Origin of the sequence: Nostoc sp., assembly GCF_041747015.1 — a bacterium.
GTDB lineage: Bacteria > Cyanobacteriota > Cyanobacteriia > Cyanobacteriales > Nostocaceae > Nostoc.
Map to the genome: position 1 here is coordinate 1 of NZ_JBGTFY010000099.1, position 20,296 is coordinate 20,296.

At 40.4% G+C, this 20,296-nt stretch carries 19 protein-coding genes and 2 pseudogenes; 11 read left to right on the top strand and 10 right to left on the bottom strand.

Features of this window, described 5'->3' with window-relative positions:
- The 8 genes and pseudogenes from ACEW80_RS07520 to ACEW80_RS07555 all read left to right on the top strand — a co-directional run.
- Positions 1-909, top strand: a pseudogene (locus ACEW80_RS07520) (hypothetical protein); the annotation flags it as partial.
- A gap of 397 nt (positions 910-1,306) precedes the next feature.
- Complete coding sequence (locus tag ACEW80_RS07525) at positions 1,307-1,606, top strand: hypothetical protein (RefSeq protein ID WP_373525998.1); 300 nt, start codon at positions 1,307-1,309, stop codon at positions 1,604-1,606.
- 104 nt (positions 1,607-1,710) lie between these two features.
- Positions 1,711-2,535, top strand: coding sequence for a hypothetical protein (locus tag ACEW80_RS07530; protein WP_373525999.1), 825 nt, complete (start codon positions 1,711-1,713; stop codon positions 2,533-2,535).
- A 489-nt stretch (positions 2,536-3,024) separates the two neighbouring features.
- Positions 3,025-3,909: a hypothetical protein gene (locus tag ACEW80_RS07535; RefSeq protein ID WP_373526000.1), complete on the top strand. Its 885-nt coding sequence runs from the start codon at positions 3,025-3,027 to the stop codon at positions 3,907-3,909.
- A 76-nt stretch (positions 3,910-3,985) separates the two neighbouring features.
- Positions 3,986-4,150 carry a hypothetical protein gene (locus ACEW80_RS07540; RefSeq protein ID WP_373526001.1) on the top strand — a complete coding sequence of 55 codons (165 nt, stop codon included), beginning with the start codon at positions 3,986-3,988 and terminating at the stop codon, positions 4,148-4,150.
- A 207-nt stretch (positions 4,151-4,357) separates the two neighbouring features.
- On the top strand, positions 4,358-4,894 hold the full coding sequence (locus ACEW80_RS07545; RefSeq protein ID WP_373526002.1) for a hypothetical protein: 537 nt from the start codon (positions 4,358-4,360) through the stop codon (positions 4,892-4,894).
- Between the two features lie 77 nt (positions 4,895-4,971).
- Positions 4,972-5,649, top strand: a complete 678-nt coding sequence (locus ACEW80_RS07550) for a TrkA family potassium uptake protein (protein ID WP_373526003.1) — start codon at positions 4,972-4,974, stop codon at positions 5,647-5,649.
- A gap of 76 nt (positions 5,650-5,725) precedes the next feature.
- Positions 5,726-6,289, top strand: a complete 564-nt coding sequence (locus ACEW80_RS07555; RefSeq protein WP_373526004.1) for a DUF3124 domain-containing protein — start codon at positions 5,726-5,728, stop codon at positions 6,287-6,289.
- A 237-nt stretch (positions 6,290-6,526) separates the two neighbouring features.
- Here the strand turns inward: ACEW80_RS07555 and ACEW80_RS07560 are convergent, their stop codons facing one another.
- The 4 genes from ACEW80_RS07560 to ACEW80_RS07575 form a co-directional block, all read right to left on the bottom strand.
- Positions 6,527-8,080, bottom strand: a complete 1,554-nt coding sequence (locus ACEW80_RS07560) for a cation:proton antiporter (protein WP_373526015.1) — start codon at positions 8,078-8,080, stop codon at positions 6,527-6,529.
- A gap of 579 nt (positions 8,081-8,659) precedes the next feature.
- Positions 8,660-9,679, bottom strand: a complete 1,020-nt coding sequence (locus tag ACEW80_RS07565) for a tyrosine-type recombinase/integrase (protein ID WP_373526005.1) — start codon at positions 9,677-9,679, stop codon at positions 8,660-8,662.
- 191 nt (positions 9,680-9,870) lie between these two features.
- Positions 9,871-10,299 (bottom strand): type II toxin-antitoxin system VapC family toxin, encoded by a 429-nt coding sequence (locus ACEW80_RS07570; RefSeq protein WP_373526006.1) that lies wholly within the window; start codon positions 10,297-10,299, stop codon positions 9,871-9,873.
- A gap of 36 nt (positions 10,300-10,335) precedes the next feature.
- Positions 10,336-10,677, bottom strand: a complete 342-nt coding sequence (locus tag ACEW80_RS07575) for a hypothetical protein (RefSeq protein WP_373526007.1) — start codon at positions 10,675-10,677, stop codon at positions 10,336-10,338.
- Positions 10,678-10,879: 202 nt separating this feature from the next.
- On the opposite strand from ACEW80_RS07575, the gene ACEW80_RS07580 reads away from it, so the two are divergent.
- Both ACEW80_RS07580 and ACEW80_RS07585 read left to right on the top strand, forming a co-directional pair.
- Complete coding sequence (locus ACEW80_RS07580) at positions 10,880-11,623, top strand: ParA family protein (RefSeq protein WP_094346239.1); 744 nt, start codon at positions 10,880-10,882, stop codon at positions 11,621-11,623.
- 17 nt (positions 11,624-11,640) lie between these two features.
- Positions 11,641-12,336, top strand: coding sequence for a hypothetical protein (locus ACEW80_RS07585; protein ID WP_373526008.1), 696 nt, complete (start codon positions 11,641-11,643; stop codon positions 12,334-12,336).
- Between the two features lie 52 nt (positions 12,337-12,388).
- Here ACEW80_RS07585 and ACEW80_RS07590 read toward each other — a convergent pair whose 3' ends face one another.
- A complete protein-coding gene (locus ACEW80_RS07590) occupies positions 12,389-12,994 on the bottom strand; it encodes a GIY-YIG nuclease family protein (RefSeq protein WP_373526009.1) in 606 nt (201 codons plus the stop codon).
- A 332-nt stretch (positions 12,995-13,326) separates the two neighbouring features.
- Here ACEW80_RS07590 and ACEW80_RS07595 point away from each other — a divergent pair, with 332 nt between their 5' ends.
- On the top strand, positions 13,327-13,704 hold the full coding sequence (locus ACEW80_RS07595) for a hypothetical protein (RefSeq protein ID WP_373526010.1): 378 nt from the start codon (positions 13,327-13,329) through the stop codon (positions 13,702-13,704).
- A gap of 216 nt (positions 13,705-13,920) precedes the next feature.
- On the opposite strand, the gene ACEW80_RS07600 is transcribed toward ACEW80_RS07595, so the two are convergent.
- The 5 genes and pseudogenes from ACEW80_RS07600 to ACEW80_RS07620 all read right to left on the bottom strand — a co-directional run.
- A complete protein-coding gene (locus tag ACEW80_RS07600; protein WP_373526011.1) occupies positions 13,921-16,710 on the bottom strand; it encodes a hypothetical protein in 2,790 nt (929 codons plus the stop codon).
- A complete protein-coding gene (locus tag ACEW80_RS07605; protein ID WP_373526012.1) occupies positions 16,679-17,749 on the bottom strand; it encodes a hypothetical protein in 1,071 nt (356 codons plus the stop codon). Before ACEW80_RS07605 ends, ACEW80_RS07600 begins: the two co-directional genes overlap by 32 nt.
- A 226-nt stretch (positions 17,750-17,975) precedes the next feature.
- On the bottom strand, positions 17,976-18,398 hold the full coding sequence (locus tag ACEW80_RS07610) for a hypothetical protein (RefSeq protein ID WP_373526013.1): 423 nt from the start codon (positions 18,396-18,398) through the stop codon (positions 17,976-17,978).
- 737 nt (positions 18,399-19,135) lie between these two features.
- Positions 19,136-19,786 carry a hypothetical protein gene (locus tag ACEW80_RS07615; RefSeq protein ID WP_373526014.1) on the bottom strand — a complete coding sequence of 217 codons (651 nt, stop codon included), beginning with the start codon at positions 19,784-19,786 and terminating at the stop codon, positions 19,136-19,138.
- A 98-nt stretch (positions 19,787-19,884) separates the two neighbouring features.
- Positions 19,885-20,296: pseudogene (locus tag ACEW80_RS07620) on the bottom strand (hypothetical protein); the annotation flags it as partial.

The window sequence follows — 20,296 nt, forward strand, 5'->3', positions numbered from 1 at the left end:
AAAAGTTGGCTGGCTCGTTACGTTGCTAAACAGAAAAAAGAGGCAGGTTATCGAGTAATCGTTTTAGATCCAGATTCCAATCGTAGTGAGTGGCGTGGGGTTGAAAGTTATCATTCGTGGTCAGATATTGAACAACAGATACGTATTTACGTTGGTGAAATAGAGACGCGATTACAAACCTTTAATAATTCATCTTTAAGTGAGGAGAAGTGGCGAGAGAAACTATGGTCGGAGGGCAAAGCATTATCTCTCATCTGTGAGGAAGCCACCACCTATAGCGACTTCATTAAAGATGCCGAACTGTTAGAGAAATTTGGCAAGCTGGCACTGACTAAATCTCGTAAGCAAGAGATGCCATTAACTGTAGTTGCTCATAACAATACTCAGACGTGTTTATTCGGGATTAAGGGATTGCATAATCTGGTTTCTAAAATGCTGCAAGTTGAATGTTTGGCAGAAGTAGATTTAGTCACACTGCAACCAAAATCAACGGGAAAAGCAAAGGTAAAACTTGATAGTTCTAGCCAATGGCTTGATGTCAATCTGCCTAAGATGATCGCCAAAATATCTGACTTTGCGGACACTGTATCAGCAACAGAATTAAAGCTAAATCCCCCTATGGATAAAGCAACTTTAGAGCGCATTTATGAACTGGAATTTAATCTTGCTAACAAGGTAGACAATACCCCAGAGGACAAAACGAAGCTTTCACCAATGGCGCAAAAGCTGTATGAATATCTCACTAGAACGGAACGAATAGAAGCTGATGTAAGAGAGTTTAAGGGCAACTTTAAAGTCAATGGAGAGAGATTCACTGTCGAGCAAATCAAGGGCTGGATGTATGAAATTGTTGGGGCAGGATTGGCAGACTGGATAGCCGAGGGTGTTATCAAACTAAATCAGATTTAGCTGCATTGAGTGTCTGGTGTCTCCCCTGAAAAGCCCCCGATTTTGGCAGACACCAGACACCAGCCACCACGGACACCAAACGCTAAAATCCTTGTACAGCGCAGACACGACGAGACACCACCGCAGACACCATCAGACACCAAGGGTCTTCTGTGGTGTCCATAGAATTAATCCTGCTTGGAATTTAAATAGCCCCTTCAAAGCTGATTCCAGATATTCAAAAAACCATGATTCGCATAATCAAAATAATGTTCAGAACACCGACTGAATCCGTGACTTATACGGTTCACATAGCATTGCAATATCCACAATCTATAAAGCTTCTTAATTTATCAGACACGCCAGCACAGCACTCTGGTATTGAAGATGTAATTGAATGCCTGTTGGGTGACGCTTCATGAGTAATCCTAAACCTTTAACGCCGCAACAATTAAAACTAATAAGAGCATTTATTTATGCTGTACCAATTTTAGATCATCAAGAATTTGTGGCCAAGTGGGATGTAAGCCGTCAGTTAATTGCCGAAGTCAGCCATGTAGATATTCGGACTGTAAATAGCTGGTTCAGCTTAGGACGTACTCACCAAGAACCTCAGCTTTACCATTTGTGGTATTTAACGATGGCGGATATTATTTTAGATCAGTATCAAGATTTACCAGAGTTCGTAAGGACTCTGCTATATCCTGATGATTTTTAAAGACAGTAAACATAATTTAGCTTGTTGCAAAAGTCAATGATAATTCATCATATCTTTTGCCATCCTACTTAGTTAGACTGGTTTTTGATTTTTTGAGAATAATTATGTCTCTTACTTCTTTTTTAGAAATACCAGACGTTCGAGCTAAATTTCAGATGGAATTTAAAAAGCCTAAGTTCGATATCAAACGAGAATTATTAGCACCTCCACTTTTAGGCGCACAACCAAGATTAGTTGGGACAGCTTTTGACTACCTTTTGCGTTTTTATGTTAAATACCTCAACCCTCAAGCTGAGGAGGATGAAGGTGGGTGGGCAGCAGAACGAGCTTTAAGGGTGTTGAAAAGGCGAGGAGAAAATAATCTTTATGAGATTGGAAATGTAATCGTTGCAGAGGCGAGACACAATTATCTAAACTTTTTGGAGACTGGAAAATTTTCAGATGAACTGCTCAAATCTGCTTTATCGTTGGGCAAGCTAGATCCATTTACCCGCCGCAGTGATTATATTGTTGGAAATCTGGAATCTATCGATAATGAAGATATTGCAGACTTAAGGAATATAACTAACATAATTGACCCTAATATTTTTAGGGTACAAGAGAGGGTTTTGTTAAATCCTGATTTCGGGCCAGGCTCCCTCCTCGTCAAGGGAGCAGATGCGGATCTAATTCTGGATGATCTACTGATTGATGTCAAGACGACAATAAAACTTACTTTTGAGCGCAAAGCCTTTGACCAATTGCTGGGATACTATACTTTGTCGGTAATTGAAAGACGGTTTGACCCAGATATTGAAGAGATAACCCGCTTAGGCATATACTTTAGCCGTCATGCATACCTCTATGAGTTCCCTGTAGATCAGGTTATTAATCCTCAAACTTTTCCGCAGTTCTTAATTTGGTTTGAAAAACGAGCGCAAGAAATATAGAAGCGGATGGTAGATAACAAAGCCGATTACGCGATGAACAATTCTAAAACTAACGACTAGCCAAGAAACCCCACACAGCACCAAAATTCACGTATCCATTCTCTAAAAATTCCCTGTGCTTATGTATGGGGAATTGTGTTTCAAAGCTGGTTATCCGTTCATGTTTTAACGGCAATGCCCAACTCCCATCCGCCTCTGGTATCCAGGCTAATGTACTGTAACGAAAGTCCGATGCCTATTTAACCAAAAATCCCTCTTCCAGATTAGTTGAGGGATTGCTTGTAGATGCTTGAGTGTGTAAGTCCTACTTAAATGAATCTTTCTTAGACCCTAATTTGACCATAAAAGAGATGGTTGATATTAAGTCTGGTATTACAGGCAATTGTAAACATTAACTAGGGAAAAAGACCTTAGCAGGACGCTGGATGATTGAATGTTACACAACGGCCTCTAATTCCAATTGTTGAATGGTATTTCTGAAGAGTAGTTATGAGAAAGCACTATTTGATTTTTATACATGGTATGGGTGAGCGTCAGCCCGATGAAAATCCCAATTCCAGCTACAATGACCTGTGGGAGCGGTTGATCAAAAAATCGGGAAAAAGCATTGAGGAGTTTGAAGGCCAGTTTGGTCGAATCTGTACAAACTGGCACGTAGATCCGCTTCAGAAGGCAGCCCATACTATCTTTAATGCATCATTTCCTCAGCTACAAAACCAACCCCTTAACCCTATGCGCGGCATCCGTGGCTTCATCAGCTTCTTGATGGGAGATGTAGTTGCCTACGTGTCTGAAGACGTAAATTTTATCCGTCGCACCGTTTGGACACAAATCTGGAAAGACCTCCATGATCCATTGGAGCAGGGCGCAACCTACAGTATCATTGCCCATTCTCTCGGCTCGGTGATTGCTTTCGATTATCTATTCCACTTGTTTTATCCGAAAAATGAGGATGATTTTTCATTTATTCCAAAGCCTGACCCCGTTGCTAGACCTGAAGACAGGAACTTAGAGGCGATAACGATAAAGCCTGAAGAAATCAAGCTTTTGAGAAAACAATTCCGCCACTTCTTCACAATGGGGTCTCCTATCGGCTTGTTTATGATGCGTAAAGGATCGCTATGGATGGAAGGAGAGCCATTTACTAAACTCTACAATCCAGTCCGAGATCAAGGTCGGTCTTGGTATAACTTCTGGGATAGTGAAGATGCAATTGCTTATCCTTTAGCAGAACTGTTTAAACGAAATCCAGAAAACAAAAATCAAATATTAGTGGACATCCCGGTTGAGACAGGATTTCTGATTTTCGATTCCCATACTGGTTATTGGGACAATTCTGATGTTGCTCAAAAAATTGCTAATGTCATTGCTTGAAGCATTGGAGTAACTCTACGACTCGGAATCCTTCAACATTCCCGTCAACCTGAGACTAAGTTGAGAGAGTTGGGTATTGGCTCATTCCTTGTCGAAACGAGGGCGATCGCCAACGGCTCATGGCGGTTACGCCATCGCCCTCCTTGTGCCAACTCTGATATCAATGCCCTACCAGAGTAAGCGATCGCTTCGGGAGCAGCTATCCCTTTGTAGTGCTAAAAATCAGCACTACTTGGAGTAACCCCCAAGCCTTGTATAGAAAGGATAGATATTTGCCAAACTTATCAATGGGGGTGAACTTGGGATTTTGAGGGGTGTCAATGATAAGCGTGGCTTAACTGAGGTCAGTTGTGTGGTGGCTATTCACGAAAGCATCAGGGTTTGGGAGAATGGTTAGTGTCCATAAAATGACAGGCATCTGGATTAATGCTTTTGGGAGGCAAACAAAATGGCTTCTGGACAACTTCAACACGCTATTGGTATATTTCGCGATCGCCAAATTGCACTACAGGCGCTCGATGAACTGAGAAGTAGTGGCTTTCCGATGAATAAAATTTCTGTAATCACTAAAAAACCCAATCTTAATGAGCAACTTGGCAGTTCCGACACGAGTGAAAGTACTATCGCTCCTGCTGAAGGTGCTAAGGCGGGTGGATTAGCAGGCGCTAGGGCGGGAAGTTTACTTACTTTGGTTACGGGTTTGGGTATTTTGCTTATTCCTGGTTTTGGCCCAGCGCTAGCAGCAGAGTCTGTTTTAGCTACCCTTTTAGGAAGTGGAGCTAGTGCAGCGGCTGGTGGTCTTATTGGCGCACTACGGGGTTGGTTTCTTCCTGAAGAAGCCGCCCAACTCTATAATGATCGAGTATTCCAAGGCGATTATTTAGCGACAATAGAAGGCACGGAAGACGATATCCGTCAAGCCGAACCTATTCTTAGGCATTGGGGTATTCAGGAATGGCACGTTTTTGATATTCCCAAAAGTTGAAAGTATTTCTCGTCAAGCTACAACTTTGCTAACCTGTAAAGTGGAATAGGAACTGGAAAAGAGCATCAAGAACATTCATGTACGTATTAATTGGTGGAGCCGGCTTAGTAGGCTTAAGTTTGGCGCAAAAACTGGTAGAACTGGGGCATACTGTTGCCGTCATTGATATTGACCCTATTGCTTGCCGCTATGCCCGTGAACAAGTAGGAGCGATGGCTTTTGAAGGCAGTGCTGTAAGTACAGAAGTATTGCTAGAAGCTGGGATTCGCAAAGCAGGTTCCTTAGCAGCTGTCCTCAGAAGTGATGCTTTAAACTTAGCAATGGTGACTCTTGCAAAGCACTACGGTGTCACCCATATTTTGAGTCGGATGCGCCACCCCGATTTTGCCGAACCGTTGCGTATCGCTGGAGTTAACCATATTATCAGTACTGTTGAATTATCAGTTTCAACAATGGTGAATGCCATTGAGTATCCACAAGTGGAATCAATGATGCATTTTGAGCAGGGACAGATTGAGGTTCTGAAACTTTCCATCCCCAACAATTGCTATGTTGCTGGTCGTAGCGTTGCCGAAATCGCTCAGGATTCCCAATTTCCTAGTGGTTCGCTAATTATTGGCTATCAACCCCATCCCCACGAAGATTTGATGATTCCTAACGGTAGTACAATACTGGAACCTCATTCAACTGTGCTGATTGTGACTAAACCAGGATGTTTACATCAAGTCATTGATTTTATTGAACAAAAATGTTGAGCGTAGTTCTTAGCTAAACTCTTTATTAGGTGGGGTTAGCTACATATAGAATAAAGAATTGGTGTAAATAGTTTTGATGAAGCTGTATCGATATATTTATTTAGCGATCGCTGTTATTTTTCTTGCATCTTGTCAATCACCCGAAATTCCACCAAAGTCACAACCCGATGCCATTCCAGCAACCCCATCCCAAAAAATCGTGACGCTGGATAAGAATTTTAAGATAGCAAGCGGTCAAACTGTTTATGTTCCTGTCTACTCTCATATCTATCATCACAATCGGCAGGAGATTTTCGAGTTAGCAGTTACGCTAAGTATTCGGAATACAGATTTGACCAATGCGATCGTCATTACTTCTGTGCGCTACTATAACTCAGAAGGGAAACTAGTTAAAGAATATTTGGAGCGCCCTATTCAAGTTGATGCCCTAGCTTCTACAGATTTTTTTATCAATAGAAATGACACCACTGGAGGTTTAGGCGCAAACTTCATTGTCGAGTGGGTAGCCCAAACAGAAATATCTGAACCGATAGTGGAAGCAGTCATGATTGGTACTGACTTTCAACAAGGAATTTCTTTTATCAGTCCTAGTAGGGTAATTAAAAGTCAAAATAACTATAAGCGATCGCCTTTAAAATAGGAATCTCAAAAAGCCGATTTGTCATTTGTAGTTTCTCACCAATGATTTAGGGTGGCTGTATCTGTGTTTACTTACTGAGAACAGTAGGTAAACATAATTAACAAGTATCAAAGCTTCACTCACGAAGCCCAGAGGTTCACTCACGAACCTCAGAAGTTCACTCACGAACCTCAGAAGTTCACTCACGAACCTCAGAGGTTCATCGACAAAGCTCAGACTATCCCCAATCCCCAATCCCTAATCATCTTCAAGCTTCAACAATTGTTCATCAAGATTTTGTATCCGCCCGCGCACAATTTCTTCCGAGAGAATTCGCTTCCGCATTGCCTCATTGAGCGCTCCTTTTTCTGCCAAGAGTAAACGTCGGCGAATGGCTTCAAGCTTACTGCTCTTGCCACTTCCACCTTCCACCTCATCAGGGCGACGATTATAAAGTTCCCGCAGTGTCTTTTCTGCACCGGCAATTCGCACCTGATAAACTGAACGCATCTCTTCATAAACAGCTTTTGGTAAGACCCCTGATTTCAACAGACTATCTAATTCATCTTGTGCTGCTTTACCCGTCATCAACTGGGCTTGCAATTCTTCAACCTGTTGTTGAGCTTCTGAAAATTTAGATAATTTTAAGCGTTTTACCACCCAAGGCAAACTTAAACCCTGTCCTACTAACGACACCAGCACACAGCCGAAGACTATAGCTATCAGAACTTCTCGCCCTGGCAGTGTGGTAGGTAAGCTCAACGCCAGAGCCATTGAGAGTGAACCTTTAATGTTGCCTAAAAACAGTAAATGTTGCCAGCGTAGGGGAATTGGGCGGTCAATCCACCGAACGCCTGCTAGTAGAGGATAGACTGTAAGAACTCGCCCGACTTGATAAGCCAAAACTGCAAGTAGAATTGCAGGTAAAGTTTTCCACAACGTTACCAAGTTTATTTCTACACCAATCAGCAGAAAAATAAAGGTGTTGACGGTAAAACTGGCATATTCCCAAAAACTTAACAAGGTGATGCGACTAGAAGCAGAAGTATTGCGAGAAAGCCCTAAATTCCCGAAAATTAATCCCGCGACGACTACAGCCACCGCACCTGATACACCGAGAAATTGCCCAACCTGAAAAGTTCCTAATGCAACTGCGACTGTCAATAAAAGACTGCTAAGGGCATCATCTAAACGGGCGAATACAGGTATACTCAAGTAGCCCAAGACTAACCCCACCAGGCAGCCTCCTACAGAGATAAATAGCAGTTGTTGGATTCCCTCTATAAATGTGATTGAGCCTGTTGAATATACTTGCAAAATTAGATTGAAGGAAACTAGGGCAGCCGCATCGTTGAATAAAGTTTCTCCTTCAACGATGGTGGAAAGCCGCGATGGTACTGGTATATCCTTAAAGACGGCAATCATGGAAACAGTATCAGTGTTTGCCAGAATTACTCCGACAAATAAGGCAGGTATCCAACTTAGTCCCAGCCCAAATTTCAACAGAACGGCAATAATACCACTGGAAAGCACAGCTCCAGGCCCAGCTAATAGGGCAATTGGTTTAAAGGTGCTGCGTAGGCGGCTGACATCTGTATTAATACCAGCTTCAAAGATGAGAATTGGCAAAAAAAGATTCAAAACAAGGGTTGGATTTAAACCAATCGGGCGAGATAATAGCTCAGTGATTGGTAAACCTGCCAATACTAAACCCGTAACATAAGGGATTCTCAACCGCCTCGACAGCAGAGCTACACCTGTAGCAAGGAGCAAGAGAATAATTGAAACTTTGACTAATTCTGTAACATCCACTATTACGTTTTGAAAAGCTAGTTTGACTTGACTGATAGATTCTCTCCTCATTCATGTCACATTAGCAACTTTAGCATTTAGGTTCAGAACTGAATGTCACTAAGAAAAGCCCAAAGACTTATTGTATCCTCTTTCCCAGCCTGGAGGCTGGGAACCAGTTGGAGTAAGGGCTGTATCTTAACTTAGTTGGAGGCATCACCGTGCCAAAAAAGGTTTTTTGTACGCTAAGAAAATTTCAAGTGCCTGAAACGACGATTTTTCGTTCCAACTTGATCAAAACTAGCAGCATAACCATAGTTCTTTCACCAAAAAGCACTTCTTGAAAGGCTTACCCCATCTTAGTTTCAGCCAAAGCGTACAATTTACCCAGTTTGGCATGGTGACGCCTAATTCATCAACCATCCTGGGCAGTGCTGGGGATGGTTTTAATTTCATCGAAAGTCAATAACCTTAGTCGGGTTTGGGTACATTTACATCAGGGTAAAGAGTGCGATATTGTGACCACTGCTGTCGAGAAAACTCTATTCCAGTTATTGAATAAGAGTAATCTACTATAATTAGTCAATTGATTACCTTTTCTCACTCCATATCCTTCAACATTCCCGTCAACAACTCCGACATTTCCCACAAGTCTTTATTCCGGTTATCATCATAAATCATCAACGTTCGCGGATCAGCGTGACGACTTAACTTCTGCACCTTTCTGATATTCCCATCCGTCGCATCCAGTGCCGCAGTAATTGCCGAATGCCTGACCCTGTGCGGTGACATGGTTTTTTTGACTCCCACTGCCTTAAAACTAGCAGATACAATTTTATAGATGGCATCCGTAGTTAAGCGATGTCCAGTATTGTGGAAATCCAACGCCGTAAATATTGGTAAATTGGGATTTAAATCCCCTCGTGCAATTAACCAATCAGCAAGAGCAGCCGCCACATCTTTGGACATATCCAAATACTCTTCATTGGTTCCCTTACCCTTCCCCAAAACCCTCAACTTACGTCCATAAAAATCAAAGTCCCCTACATCTAACTGACATATCTCTTGGCGACGCAACGCCAAACCCCACAACACCAAAAAAATTGCATAGTTGCGTTTACCAATCAAAGTCTCCCGATCAAACTGCTGAATCACACCAGCGATCGCCTTACTGTCAACACCCCGCGTATCCCGATACGCCTTAACCTTCTCCCCTGAAACATCTTCCAGGGAATAGTTGCACACCCCTAACTTCCGCCCCATCTTGGCTAACGACTTAATCGCCGCCAACCGCCGATTGATCGTCGCCTCCCGCAACCCAGATTTAATCAACATCGCCTTGTACTTCAACACCACCATCACCGCTTGCTCTCGCTGCAAGTGTAAAAACTCCAGCACACTATCACCAGTCGGCGGTAATAAAGTCATCTTCTGAAAAAAATCCTTCAAATCCTTTTCATAAGCCCGTCGAGTGTTGGGGTTGCGCTTATCTGCCAACAGCTGCGCCAACACATCTGGGTCTTTGTCAAGCTGCGCGTCAAAATACCGAGCGATCGGTGCATCTAAACACGCCTCTAACTCAACTTTAACTAGCTCACCAAATATTGGCTCGTTAGGCATAAATGCTCACTGCCTCGTTCTTGATAATGCGCGTTTCCAATAACGAATATCATACAGCCGTAGGGAGGTGCATGAATGTTTACACTCCATGATCACCAAAATACTTCTTGCGGAAGTAGGCAGGTGTCAATTGGTTATGCTAAGTCTGTAATTTCCGGCTTTGATATCAAAATTGATAGCAGAGGATGTAGTCAATGTGTCCAATCCTCCAGCACCAAATCGGGAATTTGAGCAAAATCCTTTTGGTTACGAGTAACCATCACTGCATTCGCCCTTAGAGCGATCGCAGCTATTCGCAAATCTTTCTGTAGTCTTTTTTTGTTTAGTTGCTGGTTTTCTCTAAGTAAACCTTGGTGACAAGTGTAGGCAGCAGTATCAAAGTTGAGTATTCTCACTCCTTTGAAATACTCTTGAGTAGTCCACAGTTTAGTGTAAAGGTTTACTAAGTTGGCAGATTCAGTCCGGTCATTAATTTTGACTACCCATCCGTTAAAAATTTCTTGAACTGTAACAATGGTGATAGCCAGATTGGGATAAACTTGAGCAACTTTAGATATAACGGCTTGGTTTCCTTGAAGTAAAAGCGAAACATGGTCTGTGTCGAGTATATAAAAACTCATCCTGCATTTCTCAATCTGAATCTAATCCTCAACCTTTTAATCTTCATCTACTGCGTTACGTTCTGCTCTGAGATTATTAGCAATTTCAGCAAAATCTGCATCGTCTTTAAATACACCCGCAAATTTCATCCAAGGATTTTCTGCTTCGCTTTGAGACAATTGAATTTCTACACTCATAATTTCTATCTTCTCAAGACGAGTTGACAAAAGTTTTTTCAATTCAAGTAATGCAAGTTCTTGAGTAGGTGCTTCAACCTGAGTGTTGGGAAATTCCAGGACAGAAGCTATTACATTTCCTTCATGATTACGTGACAGTAGGATATGTAACTTCAAGTTTTCAGACTGAGGTAACGTTACGGAGGAGAAATTGATAACCATATATTTAATTATTAACAAGCCTTGAACAATAATGTACTCTTCTACATCTAGCATACAGGGCAGGAGTATAACTTTCTAACTTGCCAACAAGTTAGCTGGTTGACAACCCAACTTTTTAGCTTTTTAGCTGGTTGTAAACCTAACTTGCTATATTAATGACTTGCCAGTAAGCTCATAGGCAAAATGTTTAGCCTAAAATTCAATGATTATTGCACTAGCAAATCAAAAAGGAGGGGTAGCTAAAACTACCTCCACTATATCTTTGGGGGGGCTACTGGCTCTTAAGGATACTGTCCTCGCTGTTGACCTTGACCCTCAAGGTAATCTCACCACAGGGCTGGGAATAGAAGTGGCTGATGACCAGATTAGCTGCTACGACGTAATTACAGAAAAAGCAGAAGTCATCGATGGAGTAGTTTCTACTAAATTTGGACTCAGCTTACTGCCTGCTGACATCAACTTAGCTAAGGGAGAAACGGAGATACTCATGAAAGTAGGTAACTTTTACATCCTTAAAGAGCGACTAGCTCCCGTACTCAAGCAATTCCATCACATCTTAATTGACTGTCCACCTTCTTTGGGACTGTTAACGGTTAATGCCTTGGCAGCTGCGGATGCAGTTCTTATCCCAGTGCAGTGTCAATTTTTCGCTTTAAAAGGGCTGGCTGCACTGTTGGAAACAGTTGCAAGTGTTCAAAAACGTCTTAATCCCCAATTACAAATACTGGGAGTATTGCCAACAATGGCTGAAAATACGGTCATGACTCAAGATGTCTTAGCCTCCTTAAATAAAAGACTACAAAACATTCAGATATTTGAAGCCGTTCCGAAGTCAATCAAGTTCTCTGAGTCAAATCTGGCAGGTGAACCCATTCACATCTATGCTAAAGACCCCAAATTAGTGCAGCCTTACCAGTTAATCGCTAATTTAATTGCTGCAATCTAATTAAGGTGAAAAGACAGATGACAAAACGACGCGCCAGATTAAATGATGATAATGATCCGTTGTCCTCGACCGATAAAGTTTTAGCTGGGTTTGAGCAAATTAGCAAGTCAACAAGTCAGCAAGATGAAGTGTCAACCAGTCAAGAAGCTGATAAGTTAACCAATCAACCAGATAAACTATTAACAAGTCAAGAAGCTGACAAGCCAACAAGTCAGCAAGATGAAGTGTCAACCAGCAAGGAAGCTGACAAGTCAACCAGTCAACCAGATAAATTACTAACCAGTCGAAAATCTGACAAGTCAGCAAGTCAGCAAGATGAAGTGTCAACCAGTAAGGAAGCTGACAAGTTAACCAGTCAGCAATCCAAAAGTGAACATACATTTGAAGCTTCAACAAGTCAGCAAAATAACACGCCAATCATTCAACTAAACAGCAATTCAACAAGCCAGAAAGCTAACTTGCTAACAAGTCAACAAGTCAACCTAGAAAAAGTTTCATTGCGTAAATCTACATTTCAAATCAGTGAAGAGGTACTGCATCAGCTAGACAAACTGCACCTTACACTCCAGTTAGAGCTAGGAAAAGCCAATGCTCCTTATAAAGAAGTGATTGTAGAAGAAGCTTTAGTACAACTTTTAGAGTCGTTTAACTCTGATCGTGCGACTTTGATAGAGATATTGATGTCAAGGCAGAAAAGCAGGGACAAACTTTGAAAGAGGAGTGTGCGATGGCGTAACCGCCCTTTCCGGTGGCGATCGCACCCTTTTAAATCAATATACTCACAACATATAAAAATAAAATAATACAAATGACTATTGCTACTAAAAATAAAAAATTATTATTGAAAACTTTACCTAAAACAGTAGGTTTCCTTTTCTTAATTTTCTTCTTCTTGTTTTTCTCCCCAACTATGCCCTGTCTCAACCGATTGTGGGGTTCATATCGTCTGGATATTAAATATTTTGGGATTTCCTCTCTCTCTTGACTTGCACGTTCAATATCTCTAGGAATTATAGGCAAAGAAAGATTTATTTTATTCTGATATTGACCGTAACCCTGAGAATTATTATTTGGTCTTTGCGCTACATTGCTACGCTCCATTAACTGAATAACTTGTTGCAAATATGCGTTCTTTGCAAATTCAAACCACTCCCTATAAACATTAAATGACTTACAAGCTTGATGAATTTCTTTCTCTACTTTGTAAACGTCAGCAACAAAGACATAATGAATGAGTTTCAATGGGTAGGGACTTTGACGGCTATTCAGTTCTTTTAATCTTTCCTCTGGTGTCCGTGGTGCTACAGTTAGCCCTATTTTGTATCTATATGTGCCTACACTATGAATTAAATAAATGTACCCTGGTTTCATTATTGTATCTCTGTTCGTAGTTCTTCTAAAGCTGCAATCGCGTCTGCAACTGTAAAATCTGGTGAATATTTTACCTTTTTGTAGTCTGGATGCTGTTTGATTTGCTTTAAAATTAATTATGATTGATTAAGTAAATCACTTAGATTAATTAAATCTTTACCCATAATTAATCCTTAAAAATAATAGGTTGACCATTGAAGTCTTTGTAAATATCTCTGGTCTTAGCTAACTTGATAAACTTACCTTGTATTCCTCTAGTTCGTTACCATCTGCATCTACTAGACTAAGAAATATGCTTATGCTGAAAATTTTTTTAATATAAATATAAATATATGGTTCAACGTCTTGAAGAAATTTTAGGGAACTCAATTACTGAATATACTCCCAACGCGGTCAAATTTCAGAGTTTATCTTTAGAATCATTAGAGCAAGTTATTCAATCAGGCTATACTACACTAGATACTCATTTTAATGCTGCTCCATCAGTCGGTTCATTTATTGAATTTGGACAACGTTGCAAAATATTAGAAGTGACAGCGATTTTTGATGGTGTAGTCATCAATGATACAGAAAACCCAAATTTAGTAATTGATGCAATTACAGTTAAAGGAGTGAAAGATTTAGACTTTGCAGGTGAATTTGTAAAATTTGTCTGGGGTTGCGATGAATTAGAGATTAGTTCTCAACAGTTATATGCTTGGTGGGATTAACTAGTTGAAAGTTTCGTGCCTACTGTTTTCTGGAATTTGCGCTCTAGCTTTTGTAGTCATGGAAAGAAAAGCAACTTATACAGAACTTATATAACAACCCTTGGGAATATAATCCCAACAAAAGCCCAGTCATAAAGGCTGGGTTTTTGAGTGCGAGAGCGATCGCTGCTTGATTACATCAGGGTTAACCATTTATTAACCTTTAACTGGATGCTCCTAATTGGCTTCTATGCAAAGGAGTCTGTCAATCTCCTTGACGTTGGGATTATTTTCCAGGTAATTACGTAGCCAATGACAACCGCGCAGCATCAAATTGTCCAGATCCAAATTCCACAAACGAATTATGTGATGAGTGGTGCAACTGACAGTATCAGCCAGCAAATTGCCATTGGGGCTGAAAGCTAGACTTGTGAACTTGAGAGTTCTGCTGCCATTATTATTGTGAGAATTTGGAGCTAATGTACCATCCCAGTTGATCGGATAAATACTAAATTCAGGACAGCAAAACCCTTTAAGAGTATCAAGTTCTTTACCGTCTAGCTGCCAAAGTTTAATTATGCCCCCACCACTAGTTGATGCCAACATATCTCTGTTGGGATGGAAAACCACACTTGTGACATCATTAGTGTGCCCATTCAAAGTAGTTAAGCTAGTTTGAAGTCTGTCTAGCTCCCAGAGTTTAATAGTTTTATCCCTACTTCCTGAAACCAATTTTTGACCATCGGTACTGAAAGCTAAACTAATAATTTCATCTGTATGTTCTTGGAAAACAGTATTTAAAGTAGCTAATTGAGTTCCATGTAGCTGCCAAAGTTTGATGATATTGTCTCTACCTGCCGAAGCAAGTATTTGCTCCTTTGGGCTAAACACGATGCTGGTAACTCCATCCCTATGTGCTGCTAATTGGGTATGCAACAAGATGCCATTGTTTTGCCAAAGTTTGATAGTTCCATCATCACTTGCTGAGGCAAGCATCTGACCGTTATGACTGAAAACAACTTTATTCACACGACTTGTATGTCCTGAAAGAGTAGTTAATGCAGTCCCATCTAATCCCCAAAGTTTAACAGTGCAATCAGAACTGGCAGAGGCAAGTATCTGATCGCTAGGGCTAAAACTAACGTGCCAAACCTCACCTTGATGTTCTCTAAGAATAGCTAATTCAGTGCCATCAATTGTCCAAAGTCTAATAGTTCTATCCCTACTAGCCGAAGCCAGTATTTGACTATCGGGACTAAAAGCAACGCTTGTAGGTTCAGCACTATGTCCCTTTAGTTCTTGCATTTCGCTAGCAGAGAATCTGTTCCATAGTTCGATATTATTTCCTTTATGACAAGCAAGCATCAGCTTGTGTTGATTCTGTTCACAATCTCTAAAGCTAATATGCCAATTTTCCTCACCATGTACCAAATTCTTAGCTTTAGGAATTGTCTCTGTTGAACTATTCTCTGGGTATAATTCCCAGAGTTTGACAGTGTGATCTTCACTTCCTGAGACTAATGTCCGACCATCTGGGCTGAAAACTAGACTAGTGACCACATCACTGTGGCCTATGAGAGTAGCTTGTAAAGTGCCATCCCGCCTCCAGATTTTAATTGTATTGTCCGTACTAGCTGAAGCTAATATTTGATGATCTGGACTGAAAACTAAATTGTTAATACTATCACTGTGGCCTATAAGAGTAGCTTGTAAAGTGCCATCCCTACTCCAGAGTTTAATTGTATTGTCCGTACTAGCTGAAGCCAATATCTGATTATCAGGGCTGAAAACTAGACTGGTAATAAAAACCCTGTGCCATGAGAGGGTATCACTGTGTGCTGAAAGGGTAGCATATAAAGTACCATCCTGCCTCCAGAGTTTAATTGTTTGATCGTAATTGGCTGAAGCAAGTATCTCACCGTCCGGACTAAAATTAACTTTTTCAATTACAGTGTTGTTTGTAATGGTACATACTTCTGTACCATCTAGATGCCAAAGTTTGATCGTCTTTTCGTTCCAAAATGAAGCAGCCAGTGTCTGTTGATCAGGATTAAACAAGAGATGTTTGATACTTAAATTGCATCCTGTAATAGTAAGTAGTTCTGTACCATCTAGTTGCCAAAGTTTGATTGTGCCATTGGAACTAGCTGAGGCAAGTATTTGACTGTCAGGGCTAAAAACTAAATTGGTAATCGAATGGTCGTGTCCTGTTAATGTTGCCTGTAATTTATCCTCTCTATTCCAGAGAAGAATGGTGTTATCTTCAGTAGCAGCAGCTAGTGTTTGACCATCGGGGCTGAAAACTATGTGTGTAAAATCTTGGCTATGTCCTAAGCGATCGCGCTCTCTAATCTTGTAGACTATATCTTGCAGTGTTTTAACCACCCCTAGCCAAATATCAACTTCTACTGTCTGTGATTGTTGTTTGATTTCTTTAGCTACTCGAATAATTTCAATCAGTGCATCTAACTCTTTACCTCCATTAAAGAGTTGTTTCGAGTATGCAACAAGCGATGTAATAGTACGACGCCACTGACGTAATTTTTCTTCCACTTCTTGATCCCGCAATCTTTGACTTTGCTGGATATACTCTCTTTCGTGTGGCGGAATTGATTCCTGGTAACTATTCAACCATTTCTCCGCCTCTTTTAAAAACAAACCCTTCAATAAAGCTTCTTCATTATTATTCCAATGAGCCATCATCACTCGCAATCGCTCTTGCCAAACTCGGAAGTTGCGATCTTCTGACATCCAGTACTTCAGCTTCTCCCAATGACGAATCAATGCTTCATGGACAATCTCTACTGTTTCTTGCCCAGCAGCATTGCGACTCGTGATTACTAATCGAGCATCAGCAAGTTGTCTTATTAATTCCCATTGGGTTTCATCGAATTCAGATCTTGTTGCTAGTCGTCGTGTATCCTCCGTTCCTTCACCAGGGCGCACCAATTGGATAAAAACTTGCCCGATCTGTTTTTCCCTGATCTTTGTTTGCTCAATTTTCAGTGAATCGTTTATAGATTTCATTTGCATAGCTTTCTAATGCACCTTTTACTTGACCAATATCTTGATACGCTTGATGAGTTAATTGTTGACCTATCCGTCGTTTCCACAACTCTGTCAAGGCAAACTCCAACAGAGGTAAATTTCCTGGTTCATCCTCTACATCATTTAAAATGCGTTCTACTAATCCAGATTCAAAGGTCACATTTTGCTTTTCGGCAGGATTTTTAATCACTTGTGAGAGTTCCTCACGCTTCATTGCTCCCAGCATGATATTGGCATTTTGTAAGACATCTGCGAATGGGGGATACGACAGTGCATTGCTTAAAAAATCTACCCGCAATGTTGACACAAGCACCAGAGGAGGCTGTCGGAAATGGTTAGATTTAGATTGAAAACCAGCTAATAAAGTATCTAAGAAAATGTGGCGGATTGATTCATCGCTACATGAGGTGTAAAGTTCTTCAAATTGGTCAGCAATCAAAAGAACTCGATGAGCAGAATTCTTTCGTTGGATCTTGCTGAAAACCTGGGAAATAGCGAATTCTTTTTTTCTAAGAGATTCAGCTAATTTGTTAGTCTGAGTTATCTCATCGGTAGAATCATAATCAGACCTATAAAGTGGAACCAGCGCCTCAGCTAAAGAGTAGAAGGGATCATCATGATCTCCAGGGCGAAAATGAGTAAATATCCAATTACCTTCTTTTTGCAGCCTTGGTACTAGCCCAGCTAATACTACAGAAGATTTACCGCTTCCTGATGCACCTAGCACAGTGATAAAATTACGGGTTTTAGTTGCGTTAAACAATACTGTTACAAAATCTTCTCTGCCAAAAAAGTATTCGGCATCATCTGGACTAAAATGCGACAAGCCACGATAGGGAGATGATAGGTTTTCACTAACAGACGTTTCAGTATGTTTACTAGAAATAGATGCTTTGTTTATACTACTGTAGTAGTAATTGTAAACTATTTGGGTATTTTTATGACCTTGAATAGATAAAATACTTCCAACTTCAGAGTTATTAATGTCGAATTCAATGCTTTGATTATTCCTGTTCATTAGCAATGACGTACTTGTAATTTTTCTACTTTCTTATTTGAGAGACTCATGCCGATTAATTCATTGGATTAATTCATTGAAAGAGGTGCTAAACTTCATCTCCTTATAGGTGAGGAGAAAAGCCGACCCATCGCTTGGTACATAAGACAAACAGGGTATGAGGAACTTTTTCCCATGCCCAAAAACCATGTCACTTGTGGACATGGTTTTTTGTCATACTGTCTGGTTACAATCCAAAGAAGCTTTTAGCAATATCAAACCATATAGGTAATTCCCGCAAGACTGGTTTAACATTCTCCCAAAGAGTCTTGCCTGAGGCCACAGTTTTACTTGCAGTTTCTAAAGTGTTAGCCATACCTATAAGATTAACCTTTGCTAACTCTTTATTGGGAGGTTCTTTTTTTGTTGCTTCGATAGCCGCGTCTAAATATGCAGTTGCTTTTTCCTTGCTGTCTAATGGTAATTGTGCATTGCTGATAAACTCTTCAATTTGCAGTAACTTTTGCATTACATCTTCTTTAGTTAGCTGTTTTTCACCAGAGGACGCTGAATTAATCTCCGTTGTTTGTTGGATGTTTTTACCTTGTGCTGTCACAATGTCACCGACATTACTACCACCATCAACATTCACGGAAAACTTACTGCCCATAAAAACTACCTACTAATTAAATAAAAACTATGACACTCCAGCACTATTGCTATTAATCTGTTAGACATTTAACTTACAGATTACCTAACATAAAACTATTGTGAGGTGGAAATTTTATCCCACCCCTCTGATTGCAAATTAAAAGCTATTGAGCATATTTACCACAATTAAACTATGGCAACAAGAAGCAAAACGTTACTCATCTATATCCTTAAAACATCAAGAATCTAAATATATTTTAGAAATTGCTTTGAATAAAACTGTATTCCTTATATCAATAATAAAAAATTTGCCAAAATCTTGTATTAAGGTATAAACACCAAAAAAACTTGTGGTCAGCCATCTATAGTTTTGAGACCACAAGCTTTTCTTAATTTTTGATTGATGCTGACAGAGATTCTACTTTTTTAGTCAAACGTGTAATCGATGCCTCAAAGTCTTCTAGATTCATTGATGTCTACAGCGTTCGCCTAACACTACCTCAGATGGTAGTGAGCCACGCTCATTTGATTGTTACCTCGCTTTCGCCACTACCGCCATAAAAATACCCCCATATTCTGGGGGCAATTTATGTGGTTGATGTGACTAAAAGGACACAATCGAATAATGAGAGTTCGCTATAAGGATTTCTGTATATATGCCGATCTTACAATGAGCTATTGGTGGATGTCTTCGGTGATCACCTTTTCTTCAAAATCGCTTCACAACAACTTTTCAATAACTGTGCTTTTACACCGTTAACCATTGCAAAAATTTTCATCAAGCTTTTTCAAATATTCAATCCGGCAGCAACCGCGCCGCCATTGGTCTTTAGTCAAAGGATAATAACTAGACCAAATACTTCCATCTGGCGCTGAATAAAAAAATGTAATTACAGCCGATTGAGAGCCAAAGTTAGAGGTACTCACTTGTATCTCCTCCCCAAGAGCAAAGGTCTGTCCTTGACTATTAGTAACGGTCTCTAATTTTTTATATGGTGGTATTCGTTTCTCTAGTTGGGGTTGTTTATTTTCTAGTTCTGGTTGTGCTAAATCAATAGCTTTACTTGACGAGTTTTGAGCTAATTCTTCTAGATTAACTGTTGGTGTTGATGCGGTTAATGAGAAGTCAGACGAGTCTATAGCTGCATTGATTTTTTCAAGTCCAGCATCAGGAGTAGCTTGAGGGCTACTGTTTGATGGCTCCATCTCAATGCTTTGACTCTGGTTATTCAAAACGTCCAACTCCGGTACACTGTTTTGATTTTCTTTTGGTGCAATGGTTGATGATTCAGATGGTACTGGGCTATCAGTAGCCTGCTTGACGATACGCACAATAGCTGGTTGAGTTGGCGAAGATATTTCTGTTGATGGTGAAATATTCGTTTTTTTTGATTTCGGTTTGGGCATAACTTATTATTTGCGGCAATGCACTCAAGGGGCGTGAGGTAAGTAACTTGAGTTCTAGTGATGATGATGGAAGCTTTTTCTGTTAGATTAGCTTTGACTTACTCGTGGGTATCTTTTGGTGGCTTGGTTGATAACTTTTTAGTTTTTGATTGCTCATGAGCCATATATTTAATGCACTCCCCTGATTGAATTACTAAGTCAGTCCCCACACGCCGCACCTGAAAATTCCAGAAACACTTCACCGATTTGGGCGGTAAAAATCCCAATAGTCTCAGTTTAAAATCCTTGGGTGGCTCCAAATTCATCCGAGGTTCACGTTGAATTTTGACTTCTACTATCCCAAATTCATAATTTTGGTATACAACTACTCCTTGTACAGAAAAGTTATCAGCTAGTGACTGAAATTCTGCCTTAACTGATTCGGTATATTCCGATGGTGTCTTCACACTTATTAAACTCACATCTAATCCTATGCCATTTGGTGATAATAGTGTTCTGGGGTAAACAGTC

Excerpts from the sequence above, each read along its gene's own strand:
- ACEW80_RS07525 (WP_373525998.1), top strand. The coding sequence starts at position 1,307 with ATGAGTAATCCTAAACCTTTAACGCCGCAACAATTAAAACTAATAAGA.
- ACEW80_RS07530 (WP_373525999.1), top strand. The coding sequence starts at position 1,711 with ATGTCTCTTACTTCTTTTTTAGAAATACCAGACGTTCGAGCTAAATTT.
- ACEW80_RS07535 (WP_373526000.1), top strand. The coding sequence starts at position 3,025 with ATGAGAAAGCACTATTTGATTTTTATACATGGTATGGGTGAGCGTCAG.
- ACEW80_RS07545 (WP_373526002.1), top strand. The coding sequence starts at position 4,358 with ATGGCTTCTGGACAACTTCAACACGCTATTGGTATATTTCGCGATCGC.
- ACEW80_RS07550 (WP_373526003.1), top strand. The coding sequence starts at position 4,972 with ATGTACGTATTAATTGGTGGAGCCGGCTTAGTAGGCTTAAGTTTGGCG.
- ACEW80_RS07555 (WP_373526004.1), top strand. The coding sequence starts at position 5,726 with ATGAAGCTGTATCGATATATTTATTTAGCGATCGCTGTTATTTTTCTT.
- ACEW80_RS07565 (WP_373526005.1), bottom strand. The coding sequence starts at position 9,679 with ATGCCTAACGAGCCAATATTTGGTGAGCTAGTTAAAGTTGAGTTAGAG.
- ACEW80_RS07570 (WP_373526006.1), bottom strand. The coding sequence starts at position 10,299 with ATGAGTTTTTATATACTCGACACAGACCATGTTTCGCTTTTACTTCAA.
- ACEW80_RS07575 (WP_373526007.1), bottom strand. The coding sequence starts at position 10,677 with ATGGTTATCAATTTCTCCTCCGTAACGTTACCTCAGTCTGAAAACTTG.
- ACEW80_RS07580 (WP_094346239.1), top strand. The coding sequence starts at position 10,880 with ATGATTATTGCACTAGCAAATCAAAAAGGAGGGGTAGCTAAAACTACC.
- ACEW80_RS07585 (WP_373526008.1), top strand. The coding sequence starts at position 11,641 with ATGACAAAACGACGCGCCAGATTAAATGATGATAATGATCCGTTGTCC.
- ACEW80_RS07590 (WP_373526009.1), bottom strand. The coding sequence starts at position 12,994 with ATGAAACCAGGGTACATTTATTTAATTCATAGTGTAGGCACATATAGA.
- ACEW80_RS07595 (WP_373526010.1), top strand. The coding sequence starts at position 13,327 with ATGGTTCAACGTCTTGAAGAAATTTTAGGGAACTCAATTACTGAATAT.
- ACEW80_RS07600 (WP_373526011.1), bottom strand. The coding sequence starts at position 16,710 with ATGAAATCTATAAACGATTCACTGAAAATTGAGCAAACAAAGATCAGG.
- ACEW80_RS07605 (WP_373526012.1), bottom strand. The coding sequence starts at position 17,749 with ATGAACAGGAATAATCAAAGCATTGAATTCGACATTAATAACTCTGAA.
- ACEW80_RS07610 (WP_373526013.1), bottom strand. The coding sequence starts at position 18,398 with ATGGGCAGTAAGTTTTCCGTGAATGTTGATGGTGGTAGTAATGTCGGT.
- ACEW80_RS07615 (WP_373526014.1), bottom strand. The coding sequence starts at position 19,786 with ATGCCCAAACCGAAATCAAAAAAAACGAATATTTCACCATCAACAGAA.